The sequence below is a fragment of the Lichenibacterium dinghuense genome, from assembly GCF_021730615.1.
GTDB lineage: Bacteria > Pseudomonadota > Alphaproteobacteria > Rhizobiales > Beijerinckiaceae > Lichenihabitans > Lichenihabitans dinghuensis.
Window position 1 is genome coordinate 5609667 of record NZ_JAJLMN010000001.1, and the last position, 13965, is coordinate 5623631.

Consider the following 13965-nt stretch of genomic DNA (forward strand, 5'->3'; position numbering starts at 1 on the left):
GGGCGGGCGACGAGGCGGGACACCCCATCGGTCGAGGCCGCCTTCGGGCCGTGGCATCGATCGAGGGACCGGGATGGCTCTGCGCCTGTACAACACGCTGACGCGCCGCAAGGACGACTTCTCCCCGCTCGATCCGGAGCGGGTACGGCTCTACGTCTGCGGCCCCACCGTCTACGACCGCGCCCACATCGGCAACGCCCGGCCGGTCATCGTCTTCGACGTGCTGTTCCGCCTGCTCCGCCACCTCTACGGGGCGGACCACGTGGTCTACGCGCGCAACATCACCGACATCGACGACAAGATCATCGACCGGGCGGCGGAGCGCGGCATCACCATCCGCGAGCTGACCGAGGGCACGGCGCGCGGCTTCGCCGAGGACGTCGACGCGCTGGGCTGCCTCCGCCCCACCGTCGAGCCCCGCGCGACCGACCACATCCCCGAGATGATCGCCGTCGTGGAGCGCCTGGTGGCGGGCGGCCACGCCTACGCACCGACGGAGGACGGCGGCGCTGGCCACGTGCTCTTCGCCGTGGGCTCGATGCCGGACTACGGCCGCCTGTCGAACCGCACGCTCGACGAGATGGTGGCGGGGGCCCGCGTCGAAGTCGCGCCCTACAAGCGCGCCGACGGCGACTTCGTGCTGTGGAAGCCCTCCGCGCTGCACGAGCCGGGCTGGGACAGCCCTTGGGGCCGCGGCCGGCCGGGCTGGCACCTCGAATGCTCGGCCATGAGCTGGAAGCACCTCGGCGAAACCTTCGACATCCACGGCGGCGGGCTCGACCTCATCTTCCCGCACCACGAGAACGAGCTGGCTCAAAGCTGCTGCGCCTTCCACCGGCCCGTGATGGCGCAGGTGTGGATGCACAACGGCTTCCTGCAGGTCGAGGGGCAGAAGATGTCGAAGAGCCTCGGCAACTTCGTCACGATCCGCGACCTGCTCGGCACCGAGAGCTTCGGCGGCAGACGCTGGCCCGGCGAGGTGCTGCGCCTCGCCATGCTGCGCACCCACTACCGCCAGCCGATCGACTGGACCGCCAAGGCGCTGGAGGAGTCGGAGCGCACGCTCGACCGCTGGTACGCGGCCGCGGAGGGCGTGGCGCCGGGCGAGCCGGCGCAGGGGTTCCTCGACGAGCTGTCCGACGACCTCAACACGCCGGGCGCCATCGCGACGCTGCACGGGCTGATGGGCGAATCGAACACGCGCGGCGCGGGGATCGCCTCCGCGCGGCTGCTCGGCCTGCTCCAGGCCGCGCCGTCCGACTGGGCGGCGCGGCGCGAGGCCGAGGCGGGCGTCGACGCCGCGGCGGTCGAGACGCTGATCGCGGAGCGCCTCGCGGCGCGGCGCGAGAAGCGCTGGGCCGACTCGGACCGCATCCGCGGCGAACTCGCGGCCCTGGGCGTCGTTCTCAAGGACAACAAGGACGGCACCACGAGCTGGGACGTGGGCCGGAAGGGAACCGCGTGATGGCCGACCGAGACGAGACCGCCCTGAAGCCGACGCTCCGCCCCATGCTGCCCGCCGACGCCCCCGCGCTGGCCGCCATCTTCGGCGCCAGCGTCGACGAGCTCACGGCCGACGACTACGACGAGGACCAGCGCGCCGCCTGGATGGCGACGGCCGAGGATGAGGCCGCCTTCGGGGCGCGCCTCGGCGCCATGCTGACGCTGGTGGCGGTGGTGGAGGGCGCGCCGGCCGGCTTCGCCTCTCTGAAGGACAACGCGCGGGTCGACATGCTCTTCGTCGACCCGGCGCTGGCGCGGCGCGGCATCGGCACCCTGCTGGTGGACGCGCTGGAGAAGCTCGCCAAGGCGCGCGGCGCGAAGGCGCTGACCGTCGACGCGCCCGATGCCGCGCGCCCCTTCTTCGAGCGGCGGCGCTACGCGGCGCAGAGCCGGCAGTCCGTGCCGGTCAACGGCGAGTGGCTGGCGAGCACGCGGCTGGAGCTGAAGGTCGAGGGAGCGCCGGCCGCCTGACCCCGCCGCCTTGCCACCGTCACACCCCCCGCCTATCTCCGGCGCGCCATCCCTCTGAGAGCACGCCATGATCCTGCGCCGCCGCGATCTCCTCCTGTCTTCGGCCGCCCTCGCCGCCGGCGCGGCGCTCGGCGCCCTCCCGGCCTTCGCCGACGACGCCAACACGGTCGTGATGACCACCAAGGACGGCAAGATCACCATCCAGCTCGAGCCGAACCTCGCCCCCAACCACGTCAAGCAGATCGAGACGCTGGTGAAGGACCATTTCTACGACGGCATCGTGTTCCACCGCGTGATCGGCGGCTTCATGGCCCAGACCGGCGATCCCACCGGCACCGGCATGGGCGGCTCCAAGCTGCCCGACCTCAAGGCCGAGTTCACCTCGACGCCCTTCACCCGCGGCACGGTCGGCATGGCGCGCTCGTCTGACCCCGATTCGGCGAACTCGCAGTTCTTCATCTGCCTCGGCGACGCGCCCTTCCTGAACAACCAGTACACGGTGGTGGGCCACGTCACGGCCGGCATGGACGTGGTCGACAAGATCAAGAAGGGTGCGGCCGACGACAACGGCAAGGTGACCAACCCGGACAAGATCGTCAGCATGCGCATGGCCTCGGCCAAGTAGTTGGGCGCGCGGCGGGCCGGAGCCGTCGCGCGGGCGGCGCTCGCCGCAGCGGCGATGGCCTGCCCGGCCTCCGCCGCACCGGTCCGGGTCGGGCCGCCCGCCGTGCGGGCGCCGGCCGCACGGCTGCCCGCCCTCCGGCCGCGCGTCCCGTTCCGCATCGGGCCGCGGCTGGAGTTCCGGCGCTGGCGCTACGGGTTCCGCCCCTACCTGAGGCGATATCCGCCGACCGTGCCGCCGCTGCTGCTGCCCCCGCCGCCGCCCGACGAGTTCATCCAGCCCGAGGGGCCGGGCACCTCGCCGCTGATCGAGGGCACGCCCGGCGACCTCCCGGCGCTGTCGCACGGCTTCCACCTCAACGTGTCGGTCGGCGCCGGCCGGACCTTCGCGGCGCCGCCGATCCTGAACCGCTTCGTTGAGGTCGGCCAGGCGCTCGGCCGCTGCTTCGCCCTCCCGGCGGGCGTCGCCTTCGGCTCGATCACGCTGCGTGTCGCCTTCAAGCGCGACGGCTCGGTCTTCGGCCTGCCGCGCGTGCCCTACAGCGATGCCGCGACCCCGGACCAGAAGACCGAGCTTGCGCGTTCGCTGCTCGCGGGGCTTAAAAGCTGCACACCCTTGCCGCTGTCGCCGTCGCTCGGCGCGGCGGTGGCCGGCGAGATCTTCGCCATCCGCTTCATCCACGAGGACAAGAGATGACCGACACCAACACGCTGACGCTCGACACCACGCAGGGGCCCGTCGTCATCAAGATGCGCCCCGACCTCGCGCCCAAGCACGTCGAGCACATCAAGAAGCTGGTGAACGAGAAGTTCTACGACGGCATCGTCTTCCACCGCGTCATCGACGGCTTCATGGCGCAGACCGGCTGTCCGCACGGCACCGGCACGGGCGGCTCGAAGTACCCGAACCTGAAGCAGGAGTTCAACGCCGAGCACCACAAGCGCGGCACCTGCTCGATGGCCCGCGCCCAGAACCCCGATTCGGCCAACTCGCAGTTCTTCATCTGCTTCGGCGACGCCGGCTTCCTGGACCGCCAGTACACGGTCTGGGGCGAGGTGACCTCCGGCATGGAGAACGTCGACAAGATCAAGCGCGGCGAGCCCGTGCGCGACCCCGACTCGATCAAGACCGCGACGATCAGCTGATCCGCTCCGCCTGAACCTCCCTGGCCCGGCCCGCATTCGGCGGGCCGGGCCTTCGCACATCTCCGCGCCATGCTGGTCGACGCCTTCGATTTCACCCTGCCGGACTCCGCCATCGCGCTGCGGCCGGCCTCGCCGCGCGACGCCGCGCGCCTGCTCACCGTTGACCCCGGCGCCCCCGTGCCCTTCGGCGACCGCGCCGTGCGCGATCTGCCGGCGCTGCTCCAGCCCGGCGACGCCCTGGTGGTCAACGACACCCGCGTCGTTCCGGCCCGCCTCTTCGGCCTGCGCCGCCGCGGCGACAACGTCGCCCGCATCGAGGTGACGCTGCACCGGCGCGACGCCGCCGACCGCTGGCGCGCCTTCGTCCGCCCGGCCAAGCGCGTGGCCGACGGCGAGACGCTCGCCTTCGAGGCGGACGGCGCGACCGTCCTCTCCGCCGTCGCCTCCGATCGGGACGGCGGCGAGGTGAGCCTCACCTTCGACCGCGCGGGCGAGGCGCTCGACGCCGCCTGCGCCCGCGTCGGCCAGATGCCGCTGCCGCCCTACATCGAGCACCGCCGCGCCGGCGACGCCGCCGACGCCGCGGACTACCAGACGCTGTTCGCCGCGCGCCCCGGCGCCGTCGCGGCCCCCACCGCCGGCCTGCACTTCACGCCGGCCCTCGTCGAGGCGCTCGCGGCCCGCGGCGTGGAGCTCCACCGGGTCACGCTCCACGTCGGCGCCGGCACTTTCCTGCCCGTGAAGTCGGACACGGTCGAGGGCCACCGCATGCACGGCGAGATCGGCACGGTGTCGGCCGAGACTGCAGCGGCGCTCAACGCCGTGCGGCGCCGCGGCGGGCGGCTCGTGGCGGTCGGCACGACGTCGCTGCGCATCCTCGAATCCGCGGCGGGCGAGGACGGGCTCGTCCGGCCCTTCGCGGGCGAGACGAGCATCTTCATCACGCCGGGCTACCGGTTCCGCTGCGTCGATCGGCTGATGACCAACTTCCACCTGCCGCGCTCGACGCTGTTCATGCTGGTGTCGGCCTTCTGCGGGCTCGACGCGATGCGCGCCGCCTACGCGCATGCCATAGCGACGGGCTACCGCTTCTATTCCTACGGCGACGCGAGCCTCCTCACGGCCGCCGCCGACAGCGCCGCGCCGCGGCCGGACCCGCTCCCATGACCGCCGACTTCCATTATGAGCACCTCGGCCAGGACGGTGCGGCCCGCACCGGGCTGGTCCACACCGGCCGCGGCGCCATCCGCACGCCGGCCTTCATGCCGGTCGGCACCGCCGGCACCGTCAAGGCCATGTACATGGGCCAGGTGCGCGAGCTCGGCGCCGACATCGTGCTCGGCAACACCTACCACCTGATGGTGAGGCCGGGCGCCGAGCGCGTGGCCGAACTCGGCGGGCTCCACAAATTCAGCACCTGGTCCGGGCCCATGCTGACCGATTCGGGCGGGTTCCAGGTCATGTCGCTCGCCAAGCTGCGTAAGCTCGACGAGCGCGGCGTCACCTTCCAGTCTCACATCGACGGCTCGAAGCACGCGCTCACCCCCGAGCGCTCGATGGAGATCCAGGCGCTGCTCGGCTCAGACATCCAGATGCAGCTCGACGAATGCGTGCGCCTGCCGGCCTCCGACAGCGAGGTCGAGCGCGCCATGCTGCTGTCGCTGCGCTGGGCCGAGCGGTCGCTCAAGGCCTTCGACGCCCGGCCGGGCCGCGCCTGTTTCGGCATCGTGCAGGGCGGCACCGTGGCGGCGCTGCGGGCCGAGAGCGCGCGCCAGCTCGCGGCCCTGCCGTTCGGCGGCATCGCCATCGGCGGGCTCGCTGTGGGCGAGCCCCAGGCCGACATGCTCGCCGCCATCGAGACCGTCGAGCCGCACCTGCCGGCCGGCAAGCCGCGCTACCTCATGGGCGTCGGCACGCCCGACGACATCGTCGAGGCCGTGCGCCGCGGCGTCGACATGTTCGACTGCGTGATGCCGACCCGCGCCGGCCGCCACGGCCAGGCCTTCACCCGCTTCGGCAAGGTCAACCTGCGCAACGCCCGCCACGCCGCCGATCCCCGGCCGATCGATGAGGCCTCCGACTGCCCGGCCGCGCGGGACTACTCGCGCGCCTACCTGCACCACCTCGTCAAGTCGGACGAGATCCTCGGCATGATGCTGCTGACCTGGGTGAACCTCAGCTATTACCAGACGCTGATGGCCGGGCTGCGGAGCGCCATCGCGGCGCGGCGGCTCGACGACTTCGTCGCCGAGACCAAGGCCGGCTGGGCGGCCGGCCTCGGCGAGTAGCCGGATGTGATCCGTCGGGCGCCGCCGCACGAGGCCGGCGCCTTGAACGTCCTTGTCGGTTTCCACCGCAGAACCGCCACGCTGCCCCGGCAAGCTCCGCGCGAGGTGGCTGTCGCCTTGTGTTTTCGGCGACGCCCGCGTTTATCGGCCCCGCCGGCACGGCGTTTCGGCCGTGCCCCGTTCCAGAGACGATTCCCACGATGCGCTCCAGCCGATACTTCATGCCGATCCTGCGCGAGACGCCGAAGGAAGCTGAGATCGTGTCGCATCGCCTCATGCTGCGCGCCGGCATGATCCGCCAGGAGGCGGCCGGCATCTACGCCTGGCTGCCGCTCGGCCTGCGCGTGCTGGAGAAGGTCAGCGCGATCGTCCGCGAGGAGCAGAACCGCGCGGGCGCGATCGAGATCAAGATGCCCACCGTGCAGTCCGCCGACCTGTGGCGCGAGTCCGGCCGCTACGACGACTACGGCAAGGAGATGCTGCGCATCAAGGACCGGCACGAGCGCGAGATGCTCTACGGGCCGACCAACGAGGAGATGGTGACGGAGATCTTCCGCGCCTCGGTCCGCTCCTACAAGGACCTGCCGCTGAACCTCTACCACATCCAGTGGAAGTTCCGCGACGAGGTGCGCCCGCGCTTCGGCGTGATGCGCTCGCGCGAGTTCCTGATGAAGGACGCCTACTCGTTCGATCTCGACGCCGCCGGCGCCCGCCATTCCTACAACCGCATGTTCGTGGCCTACTTGCGCACCTTTGCGCGGCTCGGCGTCACCGCCATCCCCATGGTGGCCGACACGGGCCCGATCGGCGGCGACCTCAGCCACGAGTTCATCATCCTCGCCTCGACGGGCGAGAGCGAGGTGTTTTGCCACCGCGACTACCTCGGCCTCCCGCCGCCGGCCGCCGACATCGACTTCGACGACGCGGCCGCGCTGCAGGACGCCGTCGACGGCTGGACGAGCCGCTTCGCGGCCACGAGCGAGAAGTTCGACGAGGCCGCGTTCCTGGCCGTGCCTGAGGCGGACCGCGTCTCCGCCCGCGGCATTGAGGTCGGCCACATCTTCTATTTCGGCACGAAATATTCCGAGCCCATGAAGGCGGTCGTCAGCGGGCCGGACGGGGCGACCGTGCCGGTCCACATGGGCTCCTACGGCATCGGCCCGTCGCGCGTCGTCGCGGCGCTGATCGAGGCCGGGCACGACGAGGCGGGCATCGTTTGGCCGGACGCGGTCGCGCCCTTCACGGTCGGCATCGCCAACCTGAAGGCCGGCAACCCCGACACCGACGCCGCCTGCGAGACGCTCTACAAGGGACTGCTCGCCGCCGGGGTCGACGCCCTCTACGACGACCGCGACGAGCGGCCGGGCGCCAAATTCGCGACGCTCGACCTCATCGGCGTGCCCTATCAGGTGCTGGTCGGCCCCAAGGGTCTCGCCGAGGGCAGGGTGGAGCTGAAGCATCGCCGCACGGGCGAGAAGGAGCTCCTCGCCCCCGGCGAGGCCCTGGCCAAGCTGACGAGCCTCGCCGCGCCGGCGCGGCGCTGACATGACGAGGATCGCCGCATGACGATGGCTCAAGCCCGGTCGGCCGCGGCGGCGCCGCGCGCCGCCGCGCGGACGACGCGCGCCTTTTCGGCCTTCGAGTGGATCGTGGCGGCCCGCTACCTGCGGGCGCGGCGGGCCAAGAGCTTCGTGTCGGTGATCGCCGGCTTCTCCTTCGCCGGCATCCTGCTCGGCGTCGCGACGCTGATCGTCGTCATGTCGGTGATGAACGGCTTCCGGCAGGAGCTGCTGAACAAGATCGTCGGCATCAACGGCCACGTCTTCGTGCAGGCCACGGACACGCCCTTCACCGACTACGACGCCGTGACGAAGCGGCTCGAAGCCGTGCCGGGCGTCAAGCTCGTGATCCCGATGATCGAGGGCGCGGCCGGCGTGTCCTCGCCCTTCAACCAGTCGGGCGCGCTGGTGCGCGGCATCTCGGGCGCGGACCTTCGCCGGCTGCCCGGCATAGAGGGCCACGTCGTCCAGGGCACGCTCGACGACTTCGACAAGTCCGGCGGCGTCGCCATCGGCCAGCGGCTGGCCGAATCGCTCGGCCTGTCGATCGGCGATCAGATGTCGGTGCTCACTGCCAAGGGCGCGCAGACCCCGTTCGGCGTCGCGCCGCGCATCAAGAGCTACCCCGTGGTCGCCATCTTCCAGATCGGCATGTCGGAGTTCGACTCCTCCTTCGTCTACATGCCGATGGCGGAAGCGCAGAGCTACTTCAACAAGGACGGGGAGGCATCCGTCATCGAGGTCTTCGTCGACGACCCCGACCACATGGACGCGGTGCGCCTGCAGCTCGACCGCGCCATCGAGCGGCCGGCCGTGATGACGGACTGGCGCCAGCGCAACAAGACCTTCTTCGACGCGCTGAACGTCGAGCGCAACGTCATGTTCATCATCCTGACGCTGATCGTGCTGGTGGCGGCGCTGAACATCGTGTCGGGCCTCATCATGCTCGTGAAGGATAAGAGTTCCGACATCGCGATCCTGCGCACCATGGGGGCGTCGCGCGGCTCGATCCTCCGCATCTTCCTCATCGCCGGGGCCTCGATCGGCGTGTGCGGCACGCTCGCGGGCCTCGTGCTGGGCGTGCTGGTCGCGAGCAACATCGAGCGCATCCGCGCCTTCCTGAACGCGGTGCTGCACACTGACCTGTTCCCCTCGGAGCTGTACTTCCTGTCCCACCTCCCGTCCGTCATCCGGCCCGCCGACGTGCTCGCCGTGACCGCGATGGCGCTCGCCCTGTCGCTGCTCGCCACGGTGTATCCGTCGTGGCGCGCCGCCAACCTCGATCCCGTCGAAGCGCTCCGGTACGAATGATGGCCTCCGCTCCGGCCCTGACGCTCGCGGGCGTCGTCCGCACCTACCGGCAGGGCGAGGCGACGCTCTCCATCCTGCGCGGCGCCGACCTCACGCTCTGGCCCGGCCAGTCGGTGGCCCTGGTAGCGCCGTCGGGCGCCGGCAAGTCGACGCTGCTCCACGTGGCCGGCCTGCTGGAGAAGCCGGACGGCGGCGAGGTCTACGTCGGGTCGTCCCCGACGGCCGGCATGGGCGACCCTGAGCGCACCGCGCTGCGCCGCACGGCCATCGGCTTCGTGTACCAGGCCCATCACCTCCTGCCCGAGTTCACCGCGCTCGAGAACGTGGTGATGCCGCAGATGATCGCGGGCCTGTCGAAGCGCGAGGCGGCCGAGCGGGGCAGGGAGTTGCTGTCCTTCCTCGGGCTCGGGCAGCGCACCGGCCACCGTCCGGCGGAACTGTCGGGCGGCGAACAGCAGCGCGTCGCCATCGCGCGCGCGGTGGCCAACGCGCCCGGCATGCTGCTGGCCGACGAACCCACGGGCAACCTCGACCCCCACACGGCCGACCACGTCTTCGCGACGCTCACGTCGCTGATCCGCGCCACCGGGCTCGCCGCCCTGATCGCAACCCACAACATGGACCTCGCGGCGCGCATGGACCGGCGCGTGACGCTGCACGAGGGGCTCGTGGTCGAGCTCGACTGAGGTGCCGCGCACGGCTCGACGGTCCGACCTTGAGCTGTGCCGTAATTAGACCTCATTCTGAGGGCGTTTCCGGGGCGGGCAGGGGGCCCGCGCGGTCGCGCGCCGGGCCCGCTTAAGCCGATCGAAAGCAGCGGGGCGGAAAATGCGGTGCATGAGCAGTCCGGCCCGCCCGCCGCGGCGCGCATCGTCCTTCGCGGGGCGGGCGTGTGAGGCGGGACGCGGCCGGGGCGTCTGCGTCCGAGTCGGGTCCCGCAACGAACCATGAAGCTTCCGGCCGTCGCGCTCCCGCTCCCCGTCGCCCCCGCCCGCCCCCTAGCGCTCGCCGATGTTCTGCGCTGGAGCGCCCTCGCGGCCTGCGCGGCGGTGCTGGCGGGCTGCGCCAGCCAGACCGCCGTCGGGCCCGGCCGACCGGGCCCGGGCGGCCGCTACTTCGATCCCATCCTCGGCGTGTGGGCGAGCCCGCGCGTCGTCGACGACGGCGAAGCGGTGCCGCGCGGCGGCGGCGGCTTCCTCGTCGGGCGGCCCTACACGATCGGCGGCCACCTCTACGTGCCGAACGCCGATCCGCGCGGCTACGTGGCGGTCGGCACCGCGTCCTGGTACGGCGACGCCTTCCACGGCCGCCGCACCGCCAACGGCGAGATCTTCGACAAGGGATCGATCTCGGCCGCGCATCCCACGCTGCCGCTGCCGAGCTACGTCCGCGTCACCAACCTCAAGAACGGCCGCTCGCTGATCGTGCGCGTCAACGACCGCGGCCCCTACCACGGCGGCCGCGTGATGGACGTGTCGCAGCGCGTCGCCGAGGCCCTCGCGTTCCGCAACGAGGGGACGGGGCGCGTCCGCATCGAATATGTCGGCCGCGCCACGCTCGCGGGCGACGACGACGAGCGCTTGCTCGCCACCCTGACCACCGACGGGCGTCCCGCGCGGCTCGACGGCGTCGCCGAGCCCGTCCAGGTGGCCGATGCCGCGCTGCCGCCGCGGCCGACCGGCCCCTCGCCGCTGCCCAATTTCCCGGCGCGGGTGGCCTCGCTGCCGATCTTCCGGCGCGGCCCCCCGGCGGAAGGCCCGGTCCCGGCCGCACCGCCGGTCGAGCCCGTCGCGGCGCCGGCGCCGCCCCGCGCGACGCGCGCCCTCGCGGCTCCGGTCGAAGCCTCGCCGCGCCGTGCCGCGCCGGCCCGCACCGGCCCGGTCCCGCGCGATCCCTTCTTCAAGCCCCTGTTCCCGCCGCCGAAGCGCGAAGCCGCGCCGCGGGCCACCATCAGCTTCGGCGGGCCGGCGCGACGCCCCGTGCCGCCGAGGCGGAGTCCGGACGAGGCGCGCTGATCGGCGCATCGGCGCGCTTTGGCGGGCGCCGCACCCGCGGTACGATCCACCGCGCCCTCCCGCCCCGCAGCGAGTCCCCCGTGCCCAAGATGCCAAAGCGCAAGCTGCTCTACGCCCTGCTCCTGTGCTGTGCCGCCCTGCCGGCGCGCGCGGCCGAGTCGTTCCAGACCATCGCGCCCTTCGCGCTGCTGGTGGACGCCGAGACCGGCTCCGTCCTGTTCGACCGCAACGCCGACAAGCAGATGGCGCCGGCCTCGACCACGAAGATCCTCACCGCCGAGATCGTCTTCCGCGAGATCAGGGAGGGGCGCCTCAAGCTCGACGACACGTTCCTCGTGTCCGAGAACGCGTGGCGCTCGGGCGGCGCCAAGTCGGGCGGCTCGACCATGTTCGCGGCCCTGAACAGCCGCATCCCGGTCGTGGACCTCATCCAGGGGCTCGTGGTGCAGTCCGGCAACGACGCCGCCATCGCGCTCGCGGAGGGCATCTCGGGCTCGGAGGACAGCTTCGCCGCCCTGATGAACCGCCGGGCGCGCGAGATCGGCATGGCGCATTCCGAGTTCCAGAACCCGTGGGGCAGGGGGGACCCCGGCCAGCGGGTGACGCCGCGCGACATGGCGACCCTGGCCCGCTACGTCATCCACACCTACCCGGAGTTCTACCGCTACTTCGGCGAGCGCGAGTTCACCTGGAACAAGGTGCGCCAGCTCAACCGCAACCCGCTGCTCGCCATGAACATCGGCGCGGACGGTCTGAAGACCGGCGACATCGCGGAAAGCGGCTACGGCCTCGTCGGCTCGGCCGTGCAGGACGGCGAGCGCCTGATCGTCGTGGTCAACGGCCTGCGCACCGCCAAGGACCGCGCGGCCGAGAGCTTCAAGCTGCTGAGCTGGGGCTTCCGCAATTTCGAGGCGCGCGAGCTCTACGCCGCCGGCGAGCCGGTGGGCAGCGCCAAGGTGTTCGGCGGCGACGCGTCCTCGGTGCCGCTCGTCGCCGCCGGTCCGGTCAAGCTGCTGGTGCCGCGCGGCTCCGGCGACGCGCTGGCGGGCCGCATCACCTACAGCGGGCCCCTGCAGGCGCCGGTCGCCGCGGGCGCCTTGGTGGCGGAGCTGCACGTGACCCGCGACGGTTCGGACGTGCTCACGGTGCCGCTGAAGACGGCCTCGGCCGTCGGCGTGGGCTCGCTGCCGCGCCGCGCCCTCGACGCCGGCTGGGAGCTCGGCGCGACGCTGATCCGCCGCAACTTCGGGCGCCCGCCGGCCCAGGCGGCCGAGGCCGCGAGGGTGGGACCGACGGCGGATGCCGCGAAGGGGAGCAAGGCGCCGTGACGGCGGGGCAGGGCAGTTTCATCACGCTCGAAGGCGGGGAGGGCACCGGCAAGTCGACCCAGGCGCGCCGCCTCGTGGACCGCATCGCCGCGCTCGGCCTCGACGCGGTGGCGACCCGCGAGCCCGGCGGCTCGCCCCGCGCGGAAGCGATCCGCGACGCGCTCCTGTCGGGCGCGATCAAGCCGCTCGGCCCGGTCGCGGAGGCGCTGATGTTCGCCGCCGCCCGCATCGACCACCTCGACGCGACGATCCGGCCGGCCCTCGCGCGCGGCGCCTTCGTGGTCTGCGACCGCTTCATCGATTCGACGCGCGTCTACCAGGGCGCGCTGGAGGGCGTCGACCCGGCGCTGCTCGCCGGGCTCGAGCGCGTCGCCGTCGGCGCCACGGTGCCGGACCTGACGCTGGTGCTCGACCTCGACGTCGCGACCGGCCTCGCGCGCGCCCGGTCGCGGCGCGGCGGCGCCGCGGCGGACCGGTTCGAGCGCGAGGCGGAGGGATTCCACGAGGGCCTGCGCCGCGCCTTCCTGGCGAATGCCGAGCAGGAGCCGGAGCGCTGCCTCGTGGTCGACGCGTCGGGCGAGGCCGACGCCGTGGCCGACACGCTGTGGCTCATCGTGCGGGCGCGCTTTCCCGCGCTGCGGCGGGCCGGGCAGGGGACGCGGCCGTGAGGGAGGGCGAGGCCGCGCCCGAGAGCGACCGCGCCGAGGGCGCACCGCACCCGCGCGAGACGGCGGTGCTGTTCGGCCAGGCGCGGGCCGAGCGCGAGCTCCTCGACGCCTATCGGGCCGGGCGGCTCCACCACGCCTGGCTGATCGGCGGCGCGCCGGGCACCGGCAAGGCGACGCTGGCCTGGCGGTTCGCCCGCTTCCTCATGGCCCACCCGGACCCGGACGACGACGCGGTCCGCGCCGCCGCCGACCTGTCGGTGCCGCCTGACCATCCCGCGGCGCGGCGGGTCGCCGGCGGCGCGCCGGGCGACGTCGCGGTGCTGCGGCGCGCCTGGAACGACAAGACCGGGAAATTCTTCTCGGAGATCCGCGTCGACGAGGTGCGCCGCATGTCCGGCCTGTTCCAGCAGGCGAGCCGGGCAGGGGGCTACCGCATCTGCATCATCGACACGGCCGAGGACCTCAACACCAACAGCGCCAACGCGCTCCTCAAGCTGATTGAGGAGCCGCCCTCGCGCTCGCTGTTCCTGCTGCTGGCGCACCATCCCGCCCAGGCGCTGCCGACGCTGCGCTCGCGCTGCCGCAAGCTCGCCCTCGACCCGCTCGCGCCCGCGGACGCCGCGGCGGCGCTCCGCGCGCTGGGGCGGCCCTGGTCGGAGACCGAGCCCGCCGCGCTCGACGAGGCCCTGCGCCGGGCCGGCGGCTCGGTCTCGGGCGCCCTGCCCTATCTCGGCGGCGAGCGGCTGATCCTCGACCGCGAGACGGCGCGCCTGCTCGCGCGCCTGCCAGAGGTCGACTGGGCCGGGCTGCACCGCCTCGCCGACAAGGTCGGCTCGGACGAGGACGACTTCGCGGTGCTGACCGGCGCGATCCTCGACTGGCTCCACGGCCGGCTCGGGGCCGGCGCGACCGAGCCGCGCCGCCTTGCACCCCTGGCCGAGGTATGGGAGAAAGTGCGCCGCTCCGCGCGCGACACGCTGGCGCTCAACCTCGACAAGAAGACCTTTCTGTTCTCGACCTTCGCGGATCTCGCCCAGGCGACGCGCGCGCTTTGA

The 13965-nt window shown here is 72.7% G+C and carries 14 protein-coding genes; all 14 read left to right on the forward strand.

The annotated features are described in order from the left end of the window. Window positions 1–73: 73 nt before the first annotated feature. The gene (cysS, locus tag L7N97_RS26985; protein ID WP_237481622.1) at window positions 74–1465 is read left to right on the forward strand and encodes a cysteine--tRNA ligase; all 1392 of its coding nucleotides are present in this window, start codon (window positions 74–76) and stop codon (window positions 1463–1465) included. Next, a complete protein-coding gene (locus L7N97_RS26990) occupies window positions 1465–1974 on the forward strand; it encodes a GNAT family N-acetyltransferase (RefSeq protein WP_237481623.1) in 510 nt (169 codons plus the stop codon). Before cysS ends, L7N97_RS26990 begins: the two co-directional genes overlap by 1 nt. A gap of 67 nt (window positions 1975–2041) precedes the next feature. Next, window positions 2042–2599: a peptidylprolyl isomerase gene (locus tag L7N97_RS26995; RefSeq protein WP_237481625.1), complete on the forward strand. Its 558-nt coding sequence runs from the start codon at window positions 2042–2044 to the stop codon at window positions 2597–2599. Then, window positions 2600–3292 carry a hypothetical protein gene (locus L7N97_RS27000; protein ID WP_237481627.1) on the forward strand — a complete coding sequence of 231 codons (693 nt, stop codon included), beginning with the start codon at window positions 2600–2602 and terminating at the stop codon, window positions 3290–3292. Further along, a complete protein-coding gene (locus tag L7N97_RS27005; RefSeq protein ID WP_237481636.1) occupies window positions 3289–3741 on the forward strand; it encodes a peptidylprolyl isomerase in 453 nt (150 codons plus the stop codon). The genes L7N97_RS27000 and L7N97_RS27005 overlap by 4 nt, the downstream gene beginning before the upstream one ends. Window positions 3742–3810: 69 nt before the next feature. Then, window positions 3811–4908, forward strand: a complete 1098-nt coding sequence (queA, locus tag L7N97_RS27010) for a tRNA preQ1(34) S-adenosylmethionine ribosyltransferase-isomerase QueA (protein ID WP_237481637.1) — start codon at window positions 3811–3813, stop codon at window positions 4906–4908. After that, complete coding sequence (tgt, locus tag L7N97_RS27015) at window positions 4905–6029, forward strand: tRNA guanosine(34) transglycosylase Tgt (RefSeq protein WP_237481639.1); 1125 nt, start codon at window positions 4905–4907, stop codon at window positions 6027–6029. The genes queA and tgt overlap by 4 nt, the downstream gene beginning before the upstream one ends. 200 nt (window positions 6030–6229) lie before the next feature. Continuing rightward, complete coding sequence (proS, locus tag L7N97_RS27020) at window positions 6230–7573, forward strand: proline--tRNA ligase (RefSeq protein ID WP_237481641.1); 1344 nt, start codon at window positions 6230–6232, stop codon at window positions 7571–7573. 18 nt (window positions 7574–7591) lie between these two features. Continuing rightward, window positions 7592–8899: a lipoprotein-releasing ABC transporter permease subunit gene (locus L7N97_RS27025; RefSeq protein WP_428981033.1), complete on the forward strand. Its 1308-nt coding sequence runs from the start codon at window positions 7592–7594 to the stop codon at window positions 8897–8899. Continuing rightward, window positions 8899–9585 (forward strand): ABC transporter ATP-binding protein, encoded by a 687-nt coding sequence (locus L7N97_RS27030; RefSeq protein WP_309242857.1) that lies wholly within the window; start codon window positions 8899–8901, stop codon window positions 9583–9585. The genes L7N97_RS27025 and L7N97_RS27030 overlap by 1 nt, the downstream gene beginning before the upstream one ends. 261 nt (window positions 9586–9846) lie before the next feature. Beyond that, on the forward strand, window positions 9847–10914 hold the full coding sequence (locus L7N97_RS30085) for a septal ring lytic transglycosylase RlpA family protein (protein ID WP_305069268.1): 1068 nt from the start codon (window positions 9847–9849) through the stop codon (window positions 10912–10914). 89 nt (window positions 10915–11003) lie between these two features. Further along, entirely contained in the window at window positions 11004–12242 is a 1239-nt protein-coding gene (locus tag L7N97_RS27040; RefSeq protein ID WP_237482428.1) for a D-alanyl-D-alanine carboxypeptidase family protein, read from the forward strand. After that, window positions 12239–12910, forward strand: a complete 672-nt coding sequence (gene tmk, locus L7N97_RS27045) for a dTMP kinase (RefSeq protein ID WP_237481643.1) — start codon at window positions 12239–12241, stop codon at window positions 12908–12910. The genes L7N97_RS27040 and tmk overlap by 4 nt, the downstream gene beginning before the upstream one ends. Then, window positions 12907–13965: a DNA polymerase III subunit delta' gene (locus L7N97_RS27050; RefSeq protein WP_237481645.1), complete on the forward strand. Its 1059-nt coding sequence runs from the start codon at window positions 12907–12909 to the stop codon at window positions 13963–13965. The genes tmk and L7N97_RS27050 overlap by 4 nt, the downstream gene beginning before the upstream one ends.

What these genes read in the sequence shown, in the direction of transcription:
- L7N97_RS26995 (WP_237481625.1), top strand. Translation starts at nt 2,042, where the DNA reads ATGATCCTGCGCCGCCGCGATCTCCTCCTGTCTTCGGCCGCCCTCGCC.
- L7N97_RS27025 (WP_428981033.1), top strand. Translation starts at nt 7,592, where the DNA reads ATGACGATGGCTCAAGCCCGGTCGGCCGCGGCGGCGCCGCGCGCCGCC.
- L7N97_RS27005 (WP_237481636.1), top strand. Translation starts at nt 3,289, where the DNA reads ATGACCGACACCAACACGCTGACGCTCGACACCACGCAGGGGCCCGTC.
- tgt (WP_237481639.1), top strand. Translation starts at nt 4,905, where the DNA reads ATGACCGCCGACTTCCATTATGAGCACCTCGGCCAGGACGGTGCGGCC.
- proS (WP_237481641.1), top strand. Translation starts at nt 6,230, where the DNA reads ATGCGCTCCAGCCGATACTTCATGCCGATCCTGCGCGAGACGCCGAAG.
- L7N97_RS30085 (WP_305069268.1), top strand. Translation starts at nt 9,847, where the DNA reads ATGAAGCTTCCGGCCGTCGCGCTCCCGCTCCCCGTCGCCCCCGCCCGC.
- queA (WP_237481637.1), top strand. Translation starts at nt 3,811, where the DNA reads ATGCTGGTCGACGCCTTCGATTTCACCCTGCCGGACTCCGCCATCGCG.
- cysS (WP_237481622.1), top strand. Translation starts at nt 74, where the DNA reads ATGGCTCTGCGCCTGTACAACACGCTGACGCGCCGCAAGGACGACTTC.
- L7N97_RS26990 (WP_237481623.1), top strand. Translation starts at nt 1,465, where the DNA reads ATGGCCGACCGAGACGAGACCGCCCTGAAGCCGACGCTCCGCCCCATG.
- L7N97_RS27040 (WP_237482428.1), top strand. Translation starts at nt 11,004, where the DNA reads ATGCCAAAGCGCAAGCTGCTCTACGCCCTGCTCCTGTGCTGTGCCGCC.
- L7N97_RS27030 (WP_309242857.1), top strand. Translation starts at nt 8,899, where the DNA reads ATGGCCTCCGCTCCGGCCCTGACGCTCGCGGGCGTCGTCCGCACCTAC.